Below are 21,718 nucleotides of genomic sequence, written 5' to 3'. Positions count from 1 at the left end.
GGCCTCACCCCTTCCGTCCCGCGACGCGATCCAGATAGGCCGCACGCGCGCCGGTGTCCGCGTGCGTGACGGTGTCGTGGCTGCCCAGCAGCCTGCTCAGCCGGTTACGCGAACCCTCCGGGAGCACCGCGAGCAGCCGCAGCGCGATGCCGCTGTGGACGGGCACCACGCGCTGGCCGCCGCGTCCGCGGGCGATGACCTCGGCAACGGCCGCCGCGACATCCTCCGGCTCGATGAACCCGATCCGGCGCATCAGCCGGTTCGGAGACAGGCCGCCGATCAGCTCGGTGTTCACGAACGCCGGGCAGATCGTCGAGACCGCGACGCCGTCGGAGGACAGTTCCTGATGCAGCGCCGAACCCAGCCCGACCACGGCGAACTTGGTGGCGCAGTAGGTCGCGACCCCCGGTGCGGCGCCGAGCCCCAGGACCGAGGCGATATTGACGATGTGCCCGGCGTGCCCGGCCGCGAAACGACGACCGGCGAGCTTCGAGCCGATGATCACTCCGCGCAGATTGATGGTCAGCTGACGGTCGGCCAGCTCGAGCGATTCGTGGAGGAAGCGCCCGGTCGGCATGATCCCGGCATTGTTGACCAGCACGTCCAGACCACCGAGCTCCCGCTCCGCGTCGTCGAGAAACTGCTCGAACGACTGTGACTCGGCCACGTCCAGTTCCAGCCCGGCAATGCGGCCGCCGGTCAGCTCGACCAGTTCGGCGGCAGTCGCGCGCACCTGATCCCGATCGATATCGCCGATGACGACCTGCGCCCCCGCGCCGGCGCAGACCCGCGCGATGGAACGCCCGATTCCCCTGGCGCCGCCGGTGACGGCGATCCTCTTGCCCTGCAGTGTGTTGCTCACCATTGAGTCCTTGCCTGTAGCGCCTATGGCCCAAGGCTAGGAATGCGGCCCGCTCGACACCATGCGCTTGGCGGCCAGAACTTGACGTTATCGGCCAGTGCGCTTCATGGTTATCGCATGACCGACCGGATGAACATGCTGCGGTCCAGCGCCAGCGCCGCAATACTGGTCGAGCTGGGCACCGAGTACGCCATGACCATCGGACAGTGCCTCGAAGGCAGCGGCGTCACCGCGGCGATACTCGGCGATCCCGGCGGTGAGATCCAGGCGCGCCAGGAATTGCGGATCGTGCAGAACCTGGTTCAGGCCATCGGTCACGTACCGGCATTGGGATTGCAGGCCGGCAAGCGGTATCACCTCACCTCGCACGGTATTTGGTCGTTCGCCGTCATTACCAGTGCGACCGTGCGGCAGGCCTGGCGGATCGGCATCGACTACATGGACATCGCCTATTCGTTCGGCCGCTGGCGTTTCGAACAGCACGCCTCCGGAGGATCGGCGATCGTCGACTACTCGGGCGTCCCCGCCGAGCTGAGAACCTTTCTGCTGGAACGCGATATCGCGGAGACCATCACCGTCGACCGTGATGTGTTCGGCACGACGGTCCCGCCCACTCGCGTCGAACTTGCCTGCCCCCCACCGGACTACGCCGAGGAATTCCGCTCCCTCCTCGGCACACCGCCGATCTTCGACGCACCGGTCACCCGCATCACACTGGCCCGGGAGATCCTGGATCTGCCTATGCCCCAGGCGAATCCGCAGGTGGCGATGCTGGCCGAACAGCAGGCCGCCGACATCATGCAGCGTCGCCACGCACGAGAAGGCATCGGTGTGCGCGTCCGCTCGGCGTTGCTGGTGCGCGGGGTGACCGCCAGTCAGGACGAGATCGCGGCCGACCTGCGGATGAGCGTGCGCACCCTGCGCCGCCGCCTCGATGCCGACGGCACCTCCTACCGCGAACTCGTCGCCGAAACCCGGCAGACGCTGGCCGAGGAACTACTCGCGATCGGCGCCACCGTCGAAGATGTGGCCCAGCGCCTCGGCTATGCCGACGCCTCCAGCTTCACGCACGCCTTCACCCGGTGGACCGGAGGCACCCCGGGTCGTTTCGCCCGAGCCCACCGCTGAAACAGCGAAGGCCCCCGGTGAAAACCGGGGGCCTTCGTAGTCTGTGTCGAGAGGGGGACTTGAACCCCCACGTCCCTAAGGACACTAGCACCTCAAGCTAGCGCGTCTGCCATTCCGCCACCCCGACCGGGTTGCTCAGCAAGGTTATCGGATCAGCCCGCGTGGACCAAATCGTCCCGGTTGATTCGCATTCTCGCTGGTAGTCGTGGTGGAGCGGTTGCCGCCGGGCCAAAGTTCGACCCGGTCGGCCACCCTCCGAGATCAGGCTGTCAACGCCTCCAGCAGCGCAGCGCGCTGACGAGAGCCCAGTCCGCCGATACGGCGGTCGGCGGGGATTTCCGCCTCATCCATCAATTTGGCGGCCTTGACGGGGCCGATGCCCGGAAGCGCCTTGATCACGGCCGCAACCTTCGTCTTCTTGACCAGGTCCTCGTTGTCTGCGCGCTTGAGCACCTCCGCCAGACTGACCGATCCCTGCTTGACCTGCGCGATCAACTCCGAGCGGGCCTTACGAACCGCGGCGGCTTTGGCCAGCGCCTCGGAGCGTTGTTCGGGGGTCATTGTGGGCAGAGCCATATGTCCTTACCTTTCACTCGTTCGCTGGTACGTCGGCGTCGAGTAAACATGACACCGGCCCCGCAACCGGTACGACACACCGCGTGTTTCGGCTCAACACGTCGAGCGACCTGCTGAAAGCGCTTCGCGCCACAGGTCATGCGACCAGAAGTTTGCTCGCGCGGACTCCTGGCAAATACTCGGCGCACGGGCCCGGAGGGGTACTACCGTGGGCCGCGACATCAAGGGAGCACCGGTGGAAGGCGGGGCGAATGACCGGGTTGTATCAGGACGCCGAACGGGCGACGGACGAACCGCCACTCGGGGACAGATACGCCGGCGGCGAGCCGCTGACCTGGCACGGGGCGAAGGTTTACCCGCTGCTTTCGGAGGTGCTGGGCGATTCCCCCACCACCGTCACGCTCACTTTGCGCTCGGCGCAACCGCGGCACGGTGTGCACGGACTCGGCATCGGCCTGGCCGTGGAGGGCGGGCACGTGCTGCTCGACGGCCGCCGGTTGGGCGGGGTCGACGTCTGGAGTGACGCCATGGCCGAGGGCATCGACCTGCGGGTGTGCCCGGCGGGCGCGGACGCGGCCCTCTCGCTCACCCCGGTGTGGGTGGATGCGAACGAGGCGATCGTGTCCTGGTCGGGCAACTACGGCATGCTCATCACGCGCGAACGCTCCTGCCTGGTCCTGCACTGCAGCACCGGCGTCGGCCCGCCCGACTTCACCGAACTGGTCGTGGAATTCGCCACCTCCCCCACCCCGCCCGATCCGATTCCGCCCGCCGAAGCCGGTCGCTACGGCAGCGCGCTCTACGACCTGGGCGTCGCCATGCACGGTCGCGGGGATGAGCCGCAGGCCTGCCAATTGTGGCGGCAGGCAGCCGATTCCGGGCATGCCGGCGCCGCCTACGACCTGGCCGTGGTGCTGCTGCGGTACGAGCAGCTGGACGAGGCCGAGCACTGGTGGCGCATGGCCGCCGAGCACGGTGACGTGCGCGCCATGGCCGGGGTCGCGGAGGTGCTCGAAAGACGTGGCAAGACGACCGAAGCCCGGATCTGGCGTGCGGCCGTGGCCGCCGAATCGGGCCACTGACCCTGGGAGACCCACTGACCCTGGCAGACACCGAAACCCGGCAGTCGCTGCCAACCGGCACGCACTGCGGCCGCGGCGGATTCGCCACGGCCGCAATCACACTCAGCGGCGTACGGCCGAGCCCTCGCGGTACAGCCGCAGATACTGACCGGTCAGCGAATCCGGATGCCGCAGTAGCTGCGCCGGTGTCCCGGTGAATACGATCTCGCCGCCGTTCTTACCGCCGTCGGGCCCGAGGTCGATCACCCAGTCGGCATGCGCGACCACATCCAGATTGTGCTCGATCACCACGACGGTATTCCCGCGCTCCACCAGCCCGTCCATGAGTCGCAGCAGCGTATCCACATCGGACATGTGCAACCCGGTGGTGGGTTCGTCGAGCACGTACACGGTGCCGCTGTGCTGCAATTGGGTGGCGAGTTTGATGCGCTGGCGCTCACCGCCGGACAGGGTGCTCATCGCCTGTCCCAGGCTCAGATAATTCAGCCCGACTTCATTCATGGTGCGCAACTTGGCATTCAGTGCTTTTTCGGTGAAGAACTCCACCGCATCCTCGGCCGAGAGCTCCAGCACATCGGCAATCGACTTGCCGCGCAGCGTGAGTGCCAGCACCTGCTCGGAAAACCGCCGCCCGTCACAGGATTCGCAGTGGGTGGTCACCGGATCCATATAGGCGACCTCGGTGATGATCACGCCGCGGCCCTCGCACTCGCGGCACGCACCGTCGGAATTGAAGCTGAACAGACCCGCGGGCTCCCCCGTCGCCTTGGCGAACAGCTTGCGAATGGGATCCATCAGCCCGAGGTAGGTGGCGGGTGTCGAGCGTGAGGAAGCGCCGATGGCCGATTGATCGACGAACACCGAATCCGGGTACCGCGCCATGAACTCGTCGCGAATGAGACTGCTCTTGCCGGATCCGGCCACACCGGTGATCGCGGTGAGAATGCCGGTCGGAATCCCGACGGAAACATTCTTCAGATTGTGTGCGCTCGCCCCGTCGATGCGCAGTTCGCCCTCGGCCGTCCGGAACGACTCCTTCACCGCGAACGTCCGCCGCAATCCCTGTCCGGTCAGGGTGTCGGCGGCCCGCAGTTCGGCGAAGCTGCCGGTGAACATGATCTCGCCGCCGTGTGTGCCCGCCCGCGGCCCGACATCGACGATATGGTCGGCGATCTGGATGACGTCGGGATCGTGCTCCACCACCAGCACGGTATTGCCCTTGTCGCGCAACGCCTCCAGCATGTGATTGAGCCGCCCGACATCGCGCGGATGCAGTCCGACGCTGGGTTCGTCGAAGATATAGGTCATTCCCACCAGCGTGCTGCCGAGATGTTTGATCATCTTCAAGCGCTGGCCCTCACCGCCGGACAGCGTCGAGGTCGCCCGGTCCAGGCTCAGATATCCGAGCCCGATATCGGCGACCCGGCCCAGCGCGATGCGAGTCGCCTCGGCCAGCCCCTGCGCCGCCGGGTCCGTCACCTGGCCGAGCACCTCGATCAGATCGGTGATCTGCAGTGCCGTCCATTCGGCGATATTGCGCCCATTGATCTTGGTGGCCAAGGCCTTCTCATTGAGCCGCGCGCCGTGGCAGGCCGGGCACACCCCTTCGTGCAGGAACTTCTGAATCTGCTCGCGCGTCTTCTCCGACAGCCCCGAGGTGTCGCGCTTGACCCGCGACCGGGTGAATTTGTCGGCCAGGCCTTCGTAGTTGGCCTTCCAGGTCCCCTTGTTGAAAGCCAGCTCCACTTTGCCGCCGCTGCCGTGCAGCAGATCGTGCCATTCCGCCGCGCTGTATTCGGCGAGCTTCTTGTCCAGGTCGAAGCGCCCGGAGTTGCCGTACAGCTGCCAATCTCCGCTGCCGACACCGTATCCCGGAAGCAGGATCGCGCCTTCGTTGAGCGATTTGGTCCGGTCCACGAGTTTGTCGGGGTCGGCGGTGATCGTCATGCCGAGGCCGTCGCATTCGGTGCACATGCCCTGCGGGGTATTGAAGGAGTAGTCGTAGACCAGTCCCGTCGAGGGTGATCCGAAGCGCGCGAACAGCGCTCGGATGAGCGCGTAGATATCGGTCATGGTCCCGACCGTGGAGCGCGGCCCGCCCCCGACCGCCTTCTGATCGATGATCACCGGCGCGGTCAGATTCTCGATGGCCTCGGCGTGCGGGCGCTCGTAGCGGGGCAGGAAGTTGAGGATGAACGCCGGAAAAGTGGCATACAGCTGCCGCTGCGATTCGATGGCGATGGTGTCGAACACAATGGAGGACTTCCCGGATCCGGACACCCCGGTGAACACGGTGATCTGGTTCTTGGGGATCTCGAGGGAGACATTGCGGAGATTGTGCTCGCGGGCGCCGAGGACCCGAATCGTTTCGGCGGAAGCAGCAGACATGCCTCAACCTTGCCATCACATACCCCCGAAATGTGCGGGCATTTGTGACGTAAATCACATCGAATCCGGGTGATCTCAGGGTCGAGCCAGGATTGCCGATCGATGACGCCGCTCTACAGTGACGCTCATGAAGACCATGCGATGGACCGCCGGCGTGGCCGCCGCTGCGTTCGCCGTCACGCTGATGAGCGGCTGTAGCGAGATCAAGACAGCCGTCAATCAAGGCGGAGACACCAAGTGCACCGATTACCTCAAGCAGGATGCGAACGATCAGCGCATCACCATCACCAAGTTCATCAAGCAGCAGACGGGCAATCAGAACGAGCCCTCCGGCACCAATGTCGATCTGAGCATGGCTTCGGTCCAGGCGCTGTGCCAGGTGCAGTCCAACGCGGACACCCCGATCAAGAACGCTGACATCGCTGGCATCTTCATCAAGAAGTAGTTCCGCCCGAAACCGGCCTGTACCAGCCGATTTCCGGTTTCGGCGAGCCCTCGGCTAATCTTGTCGAGGTTCACCGGTCGGGGTGGCGGAATGGCAGACGCGCTAGCTTGAGGTGCTAGTGTCCTTAGGGACGTGGGGGTTCAAGTCCCCCTCTCGACACAAGCAGTAGGACAGTGGGCGGTTTCGGATCAGCTTCAGCCGAAACCGCCCATTTTCATTGTTGTAGGCCATTTCTGATCCCAGGTGGCCAGATCGAACCCGGGGCCGGCACCGCAGAAGCGGTACCGGCCCCATCATCGTTCTCACGCCTATACGGGGAGCTGTTGCTCGACGACGATGGGCCGGGGAAGGAATCCGGAGGCGCAGAATTGGTCCAGGTAGCGGTGGATCACTCTGCGGTCGATGACCGGGCAGTGGATGCCGTTGTAGTGCAAGGCCTCCTGTGCGTGGGTGTCGGAACAGCGTGTGTTTCCTGCGAGTCCGGCGAAGGTGGGGGCGAGAAGGGCGGCGCGGGTGAGTGAGTCGTCGCCCTCGGCGATATCTGCGGCGGACCGTTGTTCGAGTGTGCTGTGCACGATATCGAGCGGGGTCGTCGTGATCGGGAAGCCGTATTCGCGCACGCATTCGAGGACGTCCCGAACCTCGAGGGGCGTCTGGTTGACCAAATGGAAGACGGCTTCCCGGCGCGGTTGTGCGGCGATGGCGACTATCGCGGGTGCGACATAGTCCACCGGGACGAGTGCGACCGTGGCATCGCCGACCTCCGGCGCTATGGAAAGAATCGCCGCCGCGCGGATCATGTTCCAGAACGCGTCGTCGGCGTTGTTGACGGCGGTGCGCGTGTGCCCGCAGATCGTGCCGGGCCGGTGGATCGTGATCGGGACGCCGCGTTCGCCGGCCTGCCGGACCAGTTCCTCGCCAACCCATTTCGAGATCAGATAGCCGTTGTCCTGGAGTTGATCCGCAGGCAATCGGTCGTTCTCGGTGACGAGGCCGGGGAGATGATCCGCCGGGATCGCCGCGCCGAGCGTGGAGATGAAGTGCACGCTCTTGACCCGATGGGTGGTCGCCAGTCGCAGTATCGAGCGTGTGCCTTCGACATTGGGGGCGCGCAGGCGTTGGTAGGGGTCGAGATGGTTGACTCGGGCGCCGTTGTGATAGATCGCGTCCACGTTTTCGGCGAGCTGGTCGAACTGTGCTGTGGAGAGCCCGAGTTGCGGGGCGGACAGGTCCGCGGCCAGTGCGGAAACCCGGTCGGAGACTTGGCCGGTCGGCAGTCCGAACTGCTGCAGCGATTCGGTGATTCGCTGCAGTGCGGCCTGGTCGTCGCGGGCGCGCACCAGACACCACACTCGCGCGTCGGTGCTGGTGAGTAATTCGTGGAGCAGGTGCACGCCCAGAAACCCGGTGGCGCCGGTGAGCAGCACCACGGTGTCGGGTCCAGCTCTGCGGGGCGCGCATCCGGCCGCGGTGATCGCAGGTTCGAGGATGGCGTCGGCGGCAGGCGCGCCGGGGGCATGCGGATTTCGCGCGCCGTTCAGATAGGCCGCGACCCCGGTGACCGTGGGCGCGTGGAGAATCGCCGACATCGGTACGTCGCGCCCGAGTTGTTCGGAGAGTTTCTGATGCAGCAGGAATATCAGTAGAGACGATCCACCGAGGTCGAAGAAGTCATCTGTCATACCCACGTGCGGCACGTCGAGCACCTGCGAGAACGCCTGGGCGATGGCTGCTTCCAGCGTGGTGCGCGGTGCGACGGCGCTGTCGCTGGTGAACCGCGGTGCGGGGAGGGCGGAACGATCGAGTTTGCCGCTGGTGTTCACCGGTAGTGCAGACAGAACCAGCACCGTCGAGGGGACCATATATCCGGGCAGCCGAGTGGAGGCATTGCGGCGCAGGTCTTTCGAGTCGACCCTCGCTCCGGGCCGGGGAACGACGTAGCCGATGAGGAGGGTATCGGTGTCGGACTTGTGCACCGTGACAGCCGCTTGAGCAACGTCGGCGTCGTCGAGCAACGCGGCTTCGATCTCACCGAGCTCGATACGCTGTCCGCGAATCTTGACCTGAAAATCGGTGCGCCCCAGATACTCGAGCATATCGTCGGTCCGCCGCCGGGCCAGGTCACCGCTGCGGTACATCCGGGTACCCGGCGGGCCGAACGGGTCGGCGACGAATCTGCTCGCGGTGAGCCCGGGCGCACGGTGATAGCCCCTGGCGAGTTGCACGCCGGTGAGCATCAGCTCACCCGGCACAGCGGGCAGCGCGGTATGCAGCCGGGAATCGAGTACCCGGCATCGGGAATTCCAGACCGGAACACCGATCGCAACGGTCGGTGCGCGCAGGTCGGTGTCGTCCACCCGGTGTTCGGTAATGCTCACCGCGGCTTCCGTGGGCCCGTACAGGTTGTGCAACTCCGCGGGACTGAGGCGGGCGAACGCCCGGGCGGTGTCCGGCGCCAGCGCCTCCCCGATTATGAATACCGCACGCAACGAGCGCAATTGGTCGGATCGGGCCGATCGTGCGAGGAGGGCGAGCATGGTGGGAACGAAGTCGGTCAGGGTGACCTGGTGGGTGGCGATGAGAGTACTGATCGCCTGTGGGTCTCGGTGTTCCTGTGGTCCGGCCAGGACCAGCCGTGCGCCGGCCGACAACGCGAGAAAATATCCCCATAGCGAGACGTCGAAGGTGGCTGCGGTTTTGTGCAGATAGACATCGTGTGGTTCGACTCGGTAGCGGGTGCGCATCCAGGTCAGCTGGTTGACTATGGCGTCATGGGTGACCACGACACCTTTGGGACGGCCGGTCGAGCCCGATGTATAGATCACGTAGGCGGGGTTGTCACCACGCAGTGGGGCGAGACGCTCACGATCGTGTACCGGTCCCGTGGCGAACGCGTCGAGGTCGATTTCGTCGACGGCATGCGGGGCTCCGAGGCCGAATCGGTCTGCGCTTGTTGTCAGAATGCATTGCGGTGCAGCGGAGTTCAGAATATAGGTGTTGCGCTCGTCGGGGTGATCGGGATCGATCGGCACCCAGGCCGCACCTGCTTCGGCGACCGCGTACAGCGCCACGACCTGATCGATCGAACGGCGCATGGCCACCGCCACAATCGATTCCGGCCCGATCCCCCGGCCGATGAGCCAGCGTGCCAGGCGGGTGACCCGATCGAGGAGGTGGCCGTAGCTGATGGACTCCGGGCCGCTGACCACCGCGGTCGCGTCCGGGTGATCGGCGGCGTGCCGCGCCAGGGCCGCGGTCAGTATTTCGGCCGGAAGCGGATGATCGATGTAGGTGGGATCTCCGCGGTCCTCGTCGTCGGTGAGCGCCAGATCGCCGACCGGTGTCCGCGCGTCCTGAAGGATCGAGCGCAGCAACCGAAGATAGGCATCCAGGAACCGCCTGACCGTCTCTCGATCGAACAGATCCGTGCTGTAACCGAATCGGATCCCGATCGGCCCGAGGGATCCGTCTGGGGCGCGAGAGTCGATGACGCCGATGTGCAGGTCGGTCTTCACCGTCTCTGCCTCGACGTCGAACAGCGACAGCGCCGCGTCGGGGATGTCCAGTTGGGCGCGGGTGAAGTTCTGGAATGCGAATCCGACCTGGTAGAGCGGGTGCCGTCCCGGTGATCGCTGCGGATCGACCGCATCCACGACATGTTCGAAGGGCACCTCGGAGTGAGCGAAATTGGCCAGGTCGCGGTCTCTGGTCCGTGCCAGCAGCGCGGAGAAGGTTTCGGTGAGGTCCACGCGGGTGCGGGAGACGGTGGTATTGACGAACATTCCGACCACACCGTCCAGCGCTGGTTCGGCGCGGATCGTCATCGGGACGCCGATAGCGATGTCGGTCGTTCCCGACAGTCGAGCGAACAGGACCGCCAGCGCGGTGTGCATCACCATGAACAGGCTCGCGTTCCGGCTGCGGGCGAAGTCCAGCAGTTCGGTGTGTTCGGCGGCGGGCACCAGGGCATCGAGCGTCGCGCCGCGCAGTGAGGCGACCGCGGGACGGGGTCGATCGGCGGGCAGATCGAGCTGCTCGGGCAGGCCGTCGAGTTCTCGACTCCAGTACCGGAGTTGTTGTGACAGCAGGGAATCGGTGTCCTCGCGGGAGCCGAGAAGTTGTTGTTGCCACAGTGCGTAGTCGGCGTACTGGACGGTGACCGGTTGCCAGTGCGGTGCGCTGCCCGCGTGTCGCGCGGCGTAGGCCCGGGCCATATCGGCTGCCAGTGGCGCGAGGGAGGAGCCGTCCGCACAGATATGGTGCACCGCGCACACGAGGATGTGCTCATCGGGCGTTCGCAGCAGCCGAATCCGCAGCGGCACTTCGGCGGTGACATCGAAGCCTTGGCGCAGGAGGCGATGCACAAGCGCGGACGCCTCGTCGGTGCCGATATCGAGGAGGGCGAAGCGATCGGCAACGGCGCTCGGGTCCAGGATCACCTGATGAGGGCCGGCGCTGTCGGCGGGATACCGCGTGCGTAGCGCCTCGTGGCGGGTGACCACGTCGAGGAGAGTGGCCTGCAGCGCTGCACTGTCGATACCGTTGAGCCGGAGGGCGAATCCGATATTGTCGACCGCCGAGCCGGTGTCGAACTGATTGCGCAACCAGAAACGTAGTTGATTCGGCGACAACGGAATTCGATCCGGTCGCACGCCTGCCACCAGCGGCGCCCGGACCGCGTCGAAGTGCTGGGATCGGATGGCTTTGGTCAGTGTGGTGATAGTCGGGTGGTCGAAGACCAGCTGAGTAGGGATCTGCGTCTTCCAGATCTGACTCAATCGAGCGGCGACCTGTGTCGCCAAGAGCGAATTGCCGCCCGCGGTGAAGAAGTCGATGTCCCCGCTCAGGTCCCGGTGTCCGAGTACCTGGGCGAAGACGTCGGTGACCGCCTGCTCTCCCACGCTGGCGGGGAGACCGAATGCGGTGGGACGTGTCGCCTGGAGGGCGCGAAGTGCCGCGCGATCGACCTTTCCGGTGGCCGTGAGCGGGAAGTGATCCAACACGGTCACCGAGCTCGGCAGCATGTAGGCCGGCAGTCGGGTCGCGAGTGCTGCGCGGATATCCGTGGAGTCGATGGGCTGGTCCGAATGGCCTCGCACGAAGGAGACGAGTTCGATATCGCCGGTGGCGGTGGTGCGGTCCACGGTCACGGCGTCCGCGACGGCCTGCAGATCGCCGAGCGCGGCGTCGATTTCGCCGAGTTCGATGCGCCGGCCACGAATCTTGACTTGATCGTCGATCCGGCCGATGAACTCCAGTTCGCCGGAATTGTTGCGGCGCACCAGATCTCCGGTGCGATACATCCGATCACCTGCCGCGCCCATCGGGTCCGCTACGAATCGCGCCGCGGTGAGTGCCGGGTGGCCGGGGTATCCGCGCGCGAGACCATGGCCGGCCACGTACAACTCTCCGATCGCACCGGCAAAGGTGGGTCGCAGTCGAGAATCCAGGATGCGATGGCCCGAACCCTCGATCGGCGCGCCGAGGGTGACGGCGGCCTCGGCGCGCAGCGAGCCGCTCAGGGTGGTCGCAATGGTGGTCTCGGTGGGGCCGTACGCATTGTGGAACCGGCGCCCCGTCGTGGCCCACTGCCGAAGCAGCGCGGGCGGGCAGGGATCCCCGCCGACTACGACGGTGGTGAGATCGCCGAGTCCGGTCGGCTGAATGGTTGCCAGGACCGAAGGGGTGAGGAAGGCGTGGGTGATCCGGTGCCGGTGCAGAAAGGCGGCGAGGTCGGCGCCGCCGAGGACTGCCGGCGGGGCGATCACCAGGGTGGCCGCCGATCCGACCGCGATGAGCAACTCGAGAAGCGAGGCATCGAAGCTGGGTGAGGCGAAGTGCAGGACGCGCGAACCGGAGTCGATCGCGAGGGTTGTCCGCAGTTGAGCGCACAACCCCGGCAGACCGGTGTGGGTGACGCCGACGCCTTTGGGTCGTCCGGTCGAGCCGGAGGTATAGGTGATGTAGGCGATGTTCGAGGCGCGCAGGGGCGCACGCCGATCGAGGTGGTAGATCGGGTCGGCCGATTCCCGGGCGAGGTCCTCCAGCAGATGCGGGTCATCGACGGCCAGCCAACGGACCCCGTTGGGGAGCTCGGGAACAGTGCGCCGATCGGTGATTCCGAATGTGCACCCGCTGTCCGTGAGTTGGTACTCGATACGGGCACGTGGATAGGACGGATCGATGGGCACGAATGCGGCGCCGGTCTTGGCGATGGCCCAGATCGCTGCGACCGATTCCACCGACCGGTCCAATACGACGGCTACTCGGTCCTCAGATCCGACGCCGAGCGTGCACAACCACCGTGCCCACTGATTGGTGTACGCGTCGAGCGTTCGGTAGGTCAGTTCGACCTCTTCGGTGCGCACTGCGATCGCGTCGGGATCGAGTTCGACGGCGGTAGCCAGCTGAGACACCAGATTCCGGTTACCTGTCGCGCCGCGATCCCTCCGGGCTGAGCGGGTCTTCGGGACACGGGTGCCATCACGCATTGATCGTCCTGCCGGGGGTTAGCGGAAATTAATGCTGAGGGTACGACCGATGCGAGTTTCGGTCTTGCCACACGAGAGAAGTGCTACGGCGCTTGCCCATGCCGTTCATTCGGAGCGCGTGCCGGTGGTCGATACCGGGCAAGCGGTTGAGGCAGGCGCTCTTGCCCCAACCGCTTGTTCTCTACCTCGTACGGGTCAGTCCAGTTGCAGCTCGGGTGAATACATGTCCAGCCAGGTGTGCAGGTCGATCGCCCGGTCGAGTCCGACGCGGGTGTGGCTCTCCAGTTTCGCCGGGTCCTGAACGACGGCCCGCTCCAGCCAGGCCCGATCGACCAGATCGAACAGGGCCGAATCGCGCTCGGTGAGCAGCTCTTTCGCCAGCTGTTGCAGATTCGCCGCGTAGCCGGGGTCCTGGGTCGACGGGTAGGGGCTCTTCACGCGCTGTGCCACCGATTGGGGCAGCACATGTTTCGTCGCATGCCGCAGCAGGCTCTTCTCACGGCCGTCGAAGGTCTTCATCGACCACGGTGTGTTGTAGACGTATTCGACGAGCCGGTGATCACAGAACGGCACCCGCACCTCCAGGCCGACCGCCATCGAGGCGCGGTCCTTGCGATCGAGCAGCGCGCGCACGAACCGGGTCAGATGCAGATGACAGACGGTGCGCATGCGGTGTTCGATCTCGGATTCGCCGTCCAGATGCTCGACCTCGGCGACGGCGGTCAGATACTGGTCGCCGATATAGGTCTCGATATCGAGCCGCTCGCGCAGCTGCGGATTGAGCACCTGCAAACTGGATTCACCGGCGAGCGGGTTGCTGAACGCCATCCACGGGAAGGTATCGGCCTTGACGGCCACCTCGTCGTGGAACCACCGGTAGCCGCCGAAGACCTCATCGGCGGACTCACCCGAGAGCGCCACGGTCGACTGCGCGCGAATCGCCTTGAACAGCAAATACAGTGACGTATCCATATCGCCGAGACCGGCGGGTATATCGCGCGCGGCGATGACGGCCCGCCGCACCGACAGATCCGACAGCTGCGCCGGATTGAGCACCACATCCTCGTGCGCGGACCGCACCAGTGCCGCGACCTCCCGCACGAACGGCGAATCGGGGGTGTCGCGCATTTCGTCCGGGACGAAATTCTCCTCCTGATCGGCATAATCCACCGAGAACGTGCGCAACTGCTCGCCCTGCTGTGCGAGCCGCGCGGCCGCCAGGCCGGTGATGGCGCTGGAATCTAGTCCGCCGGAGAGCAGTACGCACCGGGGCACATCCGCGATGAGCTGCCGGTCGACGATATCGGTGAGCAGTTCGCGCACAGTGGCGACGGTGTCGTCGCGGCTGTCGGTGTGCTCGACCGCATTCAGGCGCCAGTAGGTGCGCGGGTGAATGCCGTTGCGGTCCACCGTGATCAGCGTGCCGGGCAGCACCTCGCGCATATCCTTCCACAGCGACCAGCCCGGCGCCTTGGTGAGCGTGAACAGCTCCCGCAGTCCGTCGAGGTCAACGGCCCTGCGCGCCAGTGGATTTGCCAGGATGGCCTTGGGTTCCGATCCGAACACCACCCCGTCCCGAGTCGGGTAGTAGTAGAACGGTTTGATGCCCATCCGGTCGCGCACCATGACCAGCGTTTCGGTGCGCTGATCCCAGATGGCGAAGGCGTACATGCCATTGAGGTGGTCGACAACGCTTGTGCCCCACTGCAGATAACCGCGCAGCACCACCTCGGTGTCACTGTCGGTATCGAAGGTGTGGCCCAGCCCGGTGAGTTCGGTGCGCAACTCCCGGAAGTTGTAGGTCTCCCCCGAGTACACCAGCCCCACCTCACCGGCGGGTGTGCCCACGCCCATGGGCTGGGCCCCGCCGGGCAGATCGATAATGGCGAGCCGTCGATGCCCGAGTGCGCCGTGGGTGTGCACGAAGGTCCCGCGGCCGTCCGGACCGCGGCAGGCCATGGTTTCGGTCATTGCTTCGAGGATCTGCTGTTCCTGGGTGAGATCGGAATCGAATGCCACCCAGCCGGTAATTCCGCACATTCCACAGCCTCCTAGATAGTTAGCTTATGCAATTACTAGTAACTCCGTTGTAACACAACGGGACTCGCACGCGCCAGGGTCTGGGCGATGAGCGCGGGGCTGCTACCGAGTAGCTCGTGGCACGTCACACCCGGTGGCGGCCTAGCCTGGGCGGCATGACGGAGAACCTGCTCGGCGACTTCCTGCGCGCGCGGCGCGCAAGTGTGCGCCCCGGCGAGATCGGGCTGGTCTCCTACGGCCGGCGCCGGGTCGCCGGGCTGCGCCGGGAGGAAGTCGCCGAGTCGGCCGGGATGAACACCGACTACTACACGCGTCTCGAACAGGGGCGCGAGCGGCATCCCTCCGCGCAGATGCTCGAGGCGCTGAGCCGGGCGCTGCGGCTGAATGTGGCACTGCGCGAACATCTGTACCGGCTCGCGGGCGTCGCCATGCCGGGGCAGCCGGTCGAAACGGTGAGCCCGGTGCTGCGGCAAATCCTGGAAAGTTACCCGGCCGCACCGGCTTTCGTGCTGAATCCGGCAATGGACATCCTCGCCACCAATGCGATGGCCGATGCGTTCTTCTCGGTGTACCCGCGCATCGACAATCTGGCGCGCATGACCTTCCTCGACCCGGTCAGCCCGCAGTTCTGCGTCGACTGGACCTGGACCTGCCAGGCGATCGTGGCGGCATTCCGTCAAGTCGGAGCACAGTATCCGGACGATCCGCGACTACAGCTCGTGATCGACGAATTGAACTCGGCCAGTGGCGAATTCGCCGAACTCTGGCGTTCGTACACGCTGTGCGCCGCGACCACCGATCCCCGGGAGTTCCGCCACCCGCAGGTGGGCCTGCTGCGCCTGACCTACCAGTCCTTCGATGTGCGCGGGGCCGCCGGCCAGCGACTGATGCTGTATCAGCCCGAGCCCGGCCCCACCGTCGACGCGCTGGCCCGGCTCGACCTCCGAACCGCGACCTGCGCCGACTGAATCTCCACGGTGAACCGTGCCTGGGTGCCGCGCACCCAGGCATAGAATCCGCGACTGTACCTACCATGCATGGACCCGCTGCGAGCGTTCTCGCAGCAACCACTCGAACCGCAGGAGAGCTCGTGCCGGATACGCGGCCGAACCACCCCCATCCCCGCCACCGCTTCCGGTATCGCGGAGTCGCTTCGTCCTGCGCCGCATTCGTGGCTCTGACGGCCGCGGGTGTCGCCGTACCCGCCGCCGCCCACGCCGAATCCCCGTCCTGCTCCCCCGCCACCGCGACCACGCTCGCCGGGCCGGACATCCCCTTCGCCGACTGGGCCGAGAACCTCGGCTACGACGCGCAGGGCAACCTCTGGGTATCGCGGCTCTATCGAAACGTGGTGCAGCGCCTCGACTCGGCGGGCAAGGTGACCGCGACCGTCCCGGTGACCTCGCCGGGTGCGATCCGCCTCGGTCCCGATCACCTGCTCTATGTCGTCTACGGCGACACTACGCTGAATATGCTGCCCGGCACCCACAACAGCGGCGTGGTGCGATTCGACCCCGCCGCCGCGGCGCCGGTGCCCGAGGTCTTCGTCGACGGTCTCGGCATGGCGAACGGCGCCGCCTTCGACGGCGCGGGCAATCTCTACATCGCCGACACCACCTCCGGCGTCGTCCGCGTCCGCACCGATGGCACGATCGACGCCGACTGGACCGCACAGGCGAAGACCTTCGGCGTCAACGGCGTAGCCGTGGACGGCGATGCGGTCTACACCACCGTCTACCTGAGCCCGCAGGGGCGAATCCTGCGCATCCCGATCGATGCGCCCGCCGGGCAGAGCACCGCCGCGGAGCTGGGCCTTGCCGACGACCTCACCGCCGGCCCCGGCGGATTCCTCTACGTCGCCACCACCGCGGGCACCCTGGTCCGGGTCGACCCTGACACCCACAGCACCTGCACCGTGCTCACCGACAGTCCGATGGCGGCAGTCGTGCCGGTCCCGGGCACTGACCAGGACCTGATGGTCGCCACCGGACGCGGCGATGTGCTGCGCGTGCACCTCGGCTGAGGCGCATAACCGGGTGTCCGAGGCCGACCTGCCGAGCTCGGTAGTGGCGGGTCAGGCAGCCCGGTCCTCCTGGCCGACCACCGGTGGCTTCAGGATGAGAGCGATATTCATCCAGAACCCGGTGGAGGCGAGCACCACCAGCAGCGTCGAGAGTGCCTTGTCGTCATAGTGTTTCGCGGTTTCGGCGAACAGATCGTCCGGCACCCGCTCCTGTCCGCGCGCACTCGGCTGGAACACGGCCTCGGTCAGCGCCAGCGCGGCGCGCTCGGCTTCGGTGAAACAGGGTGCGTCCCACCAGGTTGCGACGGAGCCGATCCGATCCTCGGACTCCCCTGCCTTGCGCAGATCCGCCGAATGCCGCATCGCGTGATAGGTAGTGCCGACGATCTGGCCCGCACGCAGGTAGACCAGGCTGATCGTGGACGCCGGCACCGAGCCGTTCGTACTCGCCCGCACCAGCGCGCCCGCCACCTGCTGGATTTCGGGTATCAGCGCGTTCACATCAGCTATCCGTGGTTCCATGACGTCCTCCATGTCGGTCGAAGTCCCTCTAGTGCAAAGGCTTTCGTCTGCCTTCCCTCCTATGACGTAGGCCGCCGGAGAAAGGTGACCGCTCCCGGTCAGTCGATGAGTTCGGTCAGATCGAGCCGCGCCAGGCGTTCAGGATCGGACAGGATCTGGATTCCGACGATCCGCCCGCCCGCGACGGTGAAGCTGGTGACCGACCTGGGTTCCCCGCCGATCGTGCTGATCAGTCCCGCGGCGCCGTTGATCCGCACCGGATACCCGACCGCGGTGGTCGCCATGCGCTGGAAGTTCACCGCCTGCGCGGCGACGGCCGCGGCGCCGTGCAGGGACTGCAGGCCGCCGGTCAGAACGCCGCCGTCGACGCGCAGCACCACGTCCGGATCGAGAATGGACAGCAGCGCGTCGAAGTCGCCGCCGCGGGCGGCATGCTGGAACGCATTCACCACCCGCCGCTGCTCGCCCGGATCCGGATCGGGCCTCGGGGTCGCGGCACGAATCCGCTGCCGGGCCCGGCTGGCGAGCTTCTTGGCGGTCGCGGGCGTGCGATCGACGATGGGTGCGATCTGCTCGAACGGCAGCCCGAAAATATCGTGCAGAACGAATGCCAGCCGTTCCGGCGGCGCCAGCTCCGCCAGCACCACCTGCAATGCCAGTCCCACCGAATCGGCCAGCAGCACCTGCTGTTCCGGATCGGTCGCATCATCGCGGGCGAGCACCGGATCCGGCAGACGGACCTCGAGTGAGTCTTCCCGCCGCGCGGTCCGGGTGCGGAGCATGTCCAGGCACAACCGGCTCACCACGGTGGTCAGCCAGCCGGGCAGATTGCCGATCTCGCCGGAATCGGTGCGGGCCAGCCGAAGCCAGGCCTCCTGCACGGCGTCATCGGCTTCGGCCAGCGAACCGAGCATGCGGTAGGCCACCGATTTCAGACGCGGGCGCTGCCCCTCGAACTCGACTGCCAGCAGGTCAAGACGCGTCACACGCACACTCCTTCTCGACGGTCACTCGTAGTGCTGACGAAGCGCGGGCGCGAAAGGTGACACGCCAGGTCCACGCACCGCGACCGGCCGCCGCCTGGCGGGCGCGGAGCTCTGTCACTACGGTGGGGCGGGTTATCCGTAGCACTCAGCAGTGGGGACAGGTATGGCGTTGTCGACGATCGAGCAGGTGACAGCCGTGAATCACAGTGTGCCGCAACGGCGCACGATTGCGTCGGCGGTGGTCTGGGTGGTGGCGCTCCTGGGTGCCGCGGCGGGCGGCTACTACCTGCACCAGGTGCTGGCCTCGCCGCGGACCATGATGCACCTGGTCGATCTCGGCACCTATCAGATTGCCGCACAGCGGGTGACCGACGGCGTGTCGGTCTATGACACCCCGCTGCGCGGACACACCCGCGGTGTCTGGGAGTTCGTCTACTCACCGTTCGGCGCACTGCTGTTCGTACCGCTGGTGGCGCTGCGCGGGGCGTGGTTCACCTGGGTCGGCGCGCTCGGCAATTTCGCCATGCTGACCGGGTCGATGTGGGCGGCGCTGTCGGTCCTGGGCTACCGGCGGGATCGGCGGCTGGTGGTGCTGGGCCTGTCGATCGCCGGTCTGCTCATGCTGTGCGAGCCGATTCGGGAGACCATGGCCTTCGGGCAGGTCAATATCCTCCTGCTGCTGCTGGTGCTGGCGGATATGGCGCTGCCCGATTCCTCGCGCTGGAAGGGTGTGCTGACCGGCATTGCCGCCGGAATCAAGCTGACCCCGGTGTTTTTCGTGCTCTATTTCCTGGTGACGCGCCGATACCGGGCCGCCGCCACCGCGGTCGGTTCGCTCGCGGCCACCATGCTGGTGGGTCTGGCTGTGCTGCCCAAGGATTCGGTGACATTCTGGGGCGGCGCCTTCGACGATCCGGCGCGGGTGGGTGTCCCGCAGAACCCGCAGAACGAGTCACTGCGCGGCATGATCGCCCGCGCCCTGGGCGCGCACGAGCTCCAATTGCTGTGGCTCGCAGGCGCTGTCGCCATTACCGTGGTCTGCCTGCTGCTGGCGCGGCGGCTGTCGGCGACCGGGCGCGAACTGCCCGCGATCGTCCTGTGCGGACTGACCACCACCGTGGTCTCGCCCTACAGCTGGATTCACCACTGGGTGTGGATCGCACCGCTGCTGGTCTACCTGGGTGATCTCGCATTGCGCCGCCGCGGAATCGTGGCGCCGCTGGGGCTGGTGGTGGTCTTCCTCATCACCTCCGGCGGCGCGTTCGACCTGGTCGGAATCCACTTCGGCAGTGTCTTCGACTTCCCGAACCGCAGCCCTTTCGCCTTCTTCGACCACAATGCCTACATCTGGCTGACGCTGGCGCTGTTCGCGGCGACGGCCCTGTGGTTGCGGCGGTCCGAGGCGTCGAATCGCCGGGACTCGGCGCTCGAACCTGATCTGATCAGTTCTCGAACCTGACCGTAATGCGCCGTGGCATCGAAATGCGCTGTGGCTCAGCCGAGCCGGATATCGTTGGAGAACGATTCGGCCGCATCCAGCGCGGCGAGGGCGGCGTCGTCCAGCGGGATCGTTCCGGCGGCGACATTGGCCTCGAGGTGACCGATATCCGCGGTGCCCGGAATCAGCAGCACATTCGGCGCGTGGTGGAGCAGCCAGGCCAGGCCCACCTGCGCCGGTGTGCGGTCCAGCGCCTGCGCGGCGGTGATGACGGCCGGAGCATCGGTCACCTTGGGCAGACCCGGAAATGCGCTGCCCAGCGGGAAATACGGCATCCAGGCGATGCCCTCGGCGGCGCAGAGCTGGAGCATGTCCTCGTCGCCGCGCATCACCAGGCTGTAGGCGTTCTGCACGCAGACGATCCCGGCCGGAAGGGCGCGGCGCAGTCCGTCGAGCGTCACGCTGCTCAGGCCGATCCCGCCGATCTTGCCCTCCTCGCGCAGCGTGATCAGCATCGCGAGCTGGTCGTCCAGGTCCACCACCTGGTCACCCTCGGCCCGAAGGCCCGGCCCGGCATCCAGGCGGCGCAGGTTCACCACCGGAATCTGTTCCAGGCCGAGCGATGTCAGATTGTCCTCGACGCTGGCCCGCAGCTGTTCGGGCTGCTGCGCCGGGCGCAGCCGAATTCGGCCGCCGGGATTGGGGTCCGCGCCCACCTTGCTCACGACGACCACACCGTCCTCGGGGCGGAATGCGTCGCGAATGAGTCCGTTGACGAAGCCGAAACCGTAGAACTCGGCGGTATCGACATGGTCGATACCGAGTTCCACCGCGCGCCGCAGTAGCGCGATCGCGGCGTCGCGATCATCGTGCAACCGTTCCAATTGCATTGCGCCGTAGCCGATTCGGGATACCGTATGCCGCCCGAGGACGCCGCTCCCGCCGGCGTGCGGAACGCCCGCGGCCGTGAGCTGGGACGACGGTGTGTTGTTCACGCTCATGGCTGTTCTTTCCGTATGAGACGATGAGTTAAGCGGAGGATCCTCCGTTATCGCCAGCGTACCACTGAAACGGAGGGGCCTCCGATTTGAAGCCGAGCAACACCGCACCCAGCGCACAGGACCCCGCCGAGCCGTCCGGGACCACCCGCGCACCCCGCACCGACTCCGTGCGCAACCGCGACAAACTCCTCGCCGTCGCCCGGGCCGCCTTCACCGCGGCCGCCGGTCCCGTCTCACTCGAGGGCGTCGCTCGCGAGGCCGGTGTCGGCATCGGCACCCTCTACCGCCACTTCCCGACCCGCGAAGACCTGGTCGAGGCCGTCTACGCCACCCAACTCGACGAGGTCACCGCCAGCGCCGCCACCCTCCTGCGCGAACTCCCCCCGGACGCGGCCCTCCGGGCCTGGATGGGCAACTACGCCGCCTTCTTCACCACCAAACGCGGCATGATCGACACCCTCCGCGCCGGCTGGGCCACGGGCCGCATCACCACCCCGAACACCCGCGAACGCCTCACCGCCGCCATCGCCACCCTCCTGTCCGCCGGCGCCGAAACCGGTTCCCTCCGCACCGATATCAACCCCGACGACCTCACCCTCATGCTCCTGGGAATCTGCACCGCCGCCGCCGACGCCCCCGACCAGGTAACCCGCCTCCTCGACCTGGTCATGGACGCACTGCGCACCGCCGGCTAGCGCGCCCGCACCGCCGATGCCTGCCGGTAACCGTGAATATC

15 protein-coding genes and 2 tRNA genes are annotated in these 21,718 nt (G+C 66.4%); 8 read left to right on the top strand and 9 right to left on the bottom strand.

All coding sequences use genetic code 11. The features are described from left to right. Positions 1 to 4: 4 nt before the first annotated feature. Positions 5 to 862, bottom strand: a complete 858-nt coding sequence (locus OG326_RS25115) for an SDR family NAD(P)-dependent oxidoreductase (protein ID WP_327139572.1) — start codon at positions 860 to 862, stop codon at positions 5 to 7. A 117-nt stretch (positions 863 to 979) separates the two neighbouring features. Between OG326_RS25115 and OG326_RS25110 the strand changes: the two genes are divergently transcribed. Continuing rightward, entirely contained in the window at positions 980 to 1,990 is a 1,011-nt protein-coding gene (locus OG326_RS25110; protein WP_327139571.1) for an AraC family transcriptional regulator, read from the top strand. 44 nt (positions 1,991 to 2,034) lie between these two features. Here OG326_RS25110 and OG326_RS25105 read toward each other — a convergent pair. Both OG326_RS25105 and mihF read right to left on the bottom strand, forming a co-directional pair. After that, a tRNA-Leu gene (locus OG326_RS25105) sits at positions 2,035 to 2,117 on the bottom strand. A 134-nt stretch (positions 2,118 to 2,251) separates the two neighbouring features. Then, positions 2,252 to 2,566: an integration host factor, actinobacterial type gene (mihF, locus tag OG326_RS25100; protein ID WP_297624306.1), complete on the bottom strand. Its 315-nt coding sequence runs from the start codon at positions 2,564 to 2,566 to the stop codon at positions 2,252 to 2,254. Positions 2,567 to 2,817: 251 nt separating this feature from the next. On the opposite strand from mihF, the gene OG326_RS25095 reads away from it, so the two are divergent. Next, entirely contained in the window at positions 2,818 to 3,648 is an 831-nt protein-coding gene (locus tag OG326_RS25095) for a tetratricopeptide repeat protein (protein WP_327139570.1), read from the top strand. Between the two features lie 102 nt (positions 3,649 to 3,750). Here OG326_RS25095 and OG326_RS25090 read toward each other — a convergent pair whose 3' ends face one another. Continuing rightward, the gene (locus tag OG326_RS25090; RefSeq protein ID WP_327139569.1) at positions 3,751 to 6,036 is read right to left on the bottom strand and encodes an excinuclease ABC subunit UvrA; all 2,286 of its coding nucleotides are present in this window, start codon (positions 6,034 to 6,036) and stop codon (positions 3,751 to 3,753) included. 127 nt (positions 6,037 to 6,163) lie between these two features. On the opposite strand from OG326_RS25090, the gene OG326_RS25085 reads away from it, so the two are divergent. Beyond that, positions 6,164 to 6,481 (top strand): hypothetical protein, encoded by a 318-nt coding sequence (locus OG326_RS25085; protein WP_327139568.1) that lies wholly within the window; start codon positions 6,164 to 6,166, stop codon positions 6,479 to 6,481. A 76-nt stretch (positions 6,482 to 6,557) separates the two neighbouring features. After that, a tRNA-Leu gene (locus tag OG326_RS25080) sits at positions 6,558 to 6,640 on the top strand. Between the two features lie 149 nt (positions 6,641 to 6,789). On the opposite strand, the gene OG326_RS25075 is transcribed toward OG326_RS25080, so the two are convergent. Next, positions 6,790 to 12,897, bottom strand: a complete 6,108-nt coding sequence (locus OG326_RS25075) for a non-ribosomal peptide synthetase (protein ID WP_327139567.1) — start codon at positions 12,895 to 12,897, stop codon at positions 6,790 to 6,792. Between the two features lie 270 nt (positions 12,898 to 13,167). Beyond that, a complete protein-coding gene (asnB, locus tag OG326_RS25070) occupies positions 13,168 to 15,012 on the bottom strand; it encodes an asparagine synthase (glutamine-hydrolyzing) (RefSeq protein WP_327139566.1) in 1,845 nt (614 codons plus the stop codon). A gap of 155 nt (positions 15,013 to 15,167) precedes the next feature. Between asnB and OG326_RS25065 the strand changes: the two genes are divergently transcribed. After that, positions 15,168 to 15,980: a helix-turn-helix transcriptional regulator gene (locus OG326_RS25065; protein WP_327139565.1), complete on the top strand. Its 813-nt coding sequence runs from the start codon at positions 15,168 to 15,170 to the stop codon at positions 15,978 to 15,980. A 122-nt stretch (positions 15,981 to 16,102) separates the two neighbouring features. Then, positions 16,103 to 17,035 carry an SMP-30/gluconolactonase/LRE family protein gene (locus tag OG326_RS25060; protein ID WP_327139564.1) on the top strand — a complete coding sequence of 311 codons (933 nt, stop codon included), beginning with the start codon at positions 16,103 to 16,105 and terminating at the stop codon, positions 17,033 to 17,035. A gap of 51 nt (positions 17,036 to 17,086) precedes the next feature. On the opposite strand, the gene OG326_RS25055 is transcribed toward OG326_RS25060, so the two are convergent. Further along, positions 17,087 to 17,557 carry a carboxymuconolactone decarboxylase family protein gene (locus tag OG326_RS25055; protein WP_327139563.1) on the bottom strand — a complete coding sequence of 157 codons (471 nt, stop codon included), beginning with the start codon at positions 17,555 to 17,557 and terminating at the stop codon, positions 17,087 to 17,089. A 98-nt stretch (positions 17,558 to 17,655) separates the two neighbouring features. Next, entirely contained in the window at positions 17,656 to 18,543 is an 888-nt protein-coding gene (locus tag OG326_RS25050) for a sigma-70 family RNA polymerase sigma factor (RefSeq protein WP_327139562.1), read from the bottom strand. Positions 18,544 to 18,706: 163 nt separating this feature from the next. Between OG326_RS25050 and OG326_RS25045 the strand changes: the two genes are divergently transcribed. Further along, entirely contained in the window at positions 18,707 to 20,002 is a 1,296-nt protein-coding gene (locus OG326_RS25045) for a glycosyltransferase 87 family protein (RefSeq protein WP_327139561.1), read from the top strand. 35 nt (positions 20,003 to 20,037) lie between these two features. On the opposite strand, the gene OG326_RS25040 is transcribed toward OG326_RS25045, so the two are convergent. Continuing rightward, positions 20,038 to 20,982, bottom strand: a complete 945-nt coding sequence (locus tag OG326_RS25040; RefSeq protein WP_327139560.1) for an aldo/keto reductase — start codon at positions 20,980 to 20,982, stop codon at positions 20,038 to 20,040. Positions 20,983 to 21,149: 167 nt separating this feature from the next. On the opposite strand from OG326_RS25040, the gene OG326_RS25035 reads away from it, so the two are divergent. Beyond that, on the top strand, positions 21,150 to 21,677 hold the full coding sequence (locus tag OG326_RS25035) for a TetR/AcrR family transcriptional regulator (RefSeq protein WP_327146572.1): 528 nt from the start codon (positions 21,150 to 21,152) through the stop codon (positions 21,675 to 21,677). Positions 21,678 to 21,718: the final 41 nt, after the last annotated feature.

Source organism: Nocardia sp. NBC_01327 (assembly GCF_035958815.1).
GTDB lineage: Bacteria > Actinomycetota > Actinomycetes > Mycobacteriales > Mycobacteriaceae > Nocardia.
The sequence above is the reverse complement of the archived record's forward strand: the minus strand, read 5'-3'. Positions and strand labels throughout refer to the sequence as shown.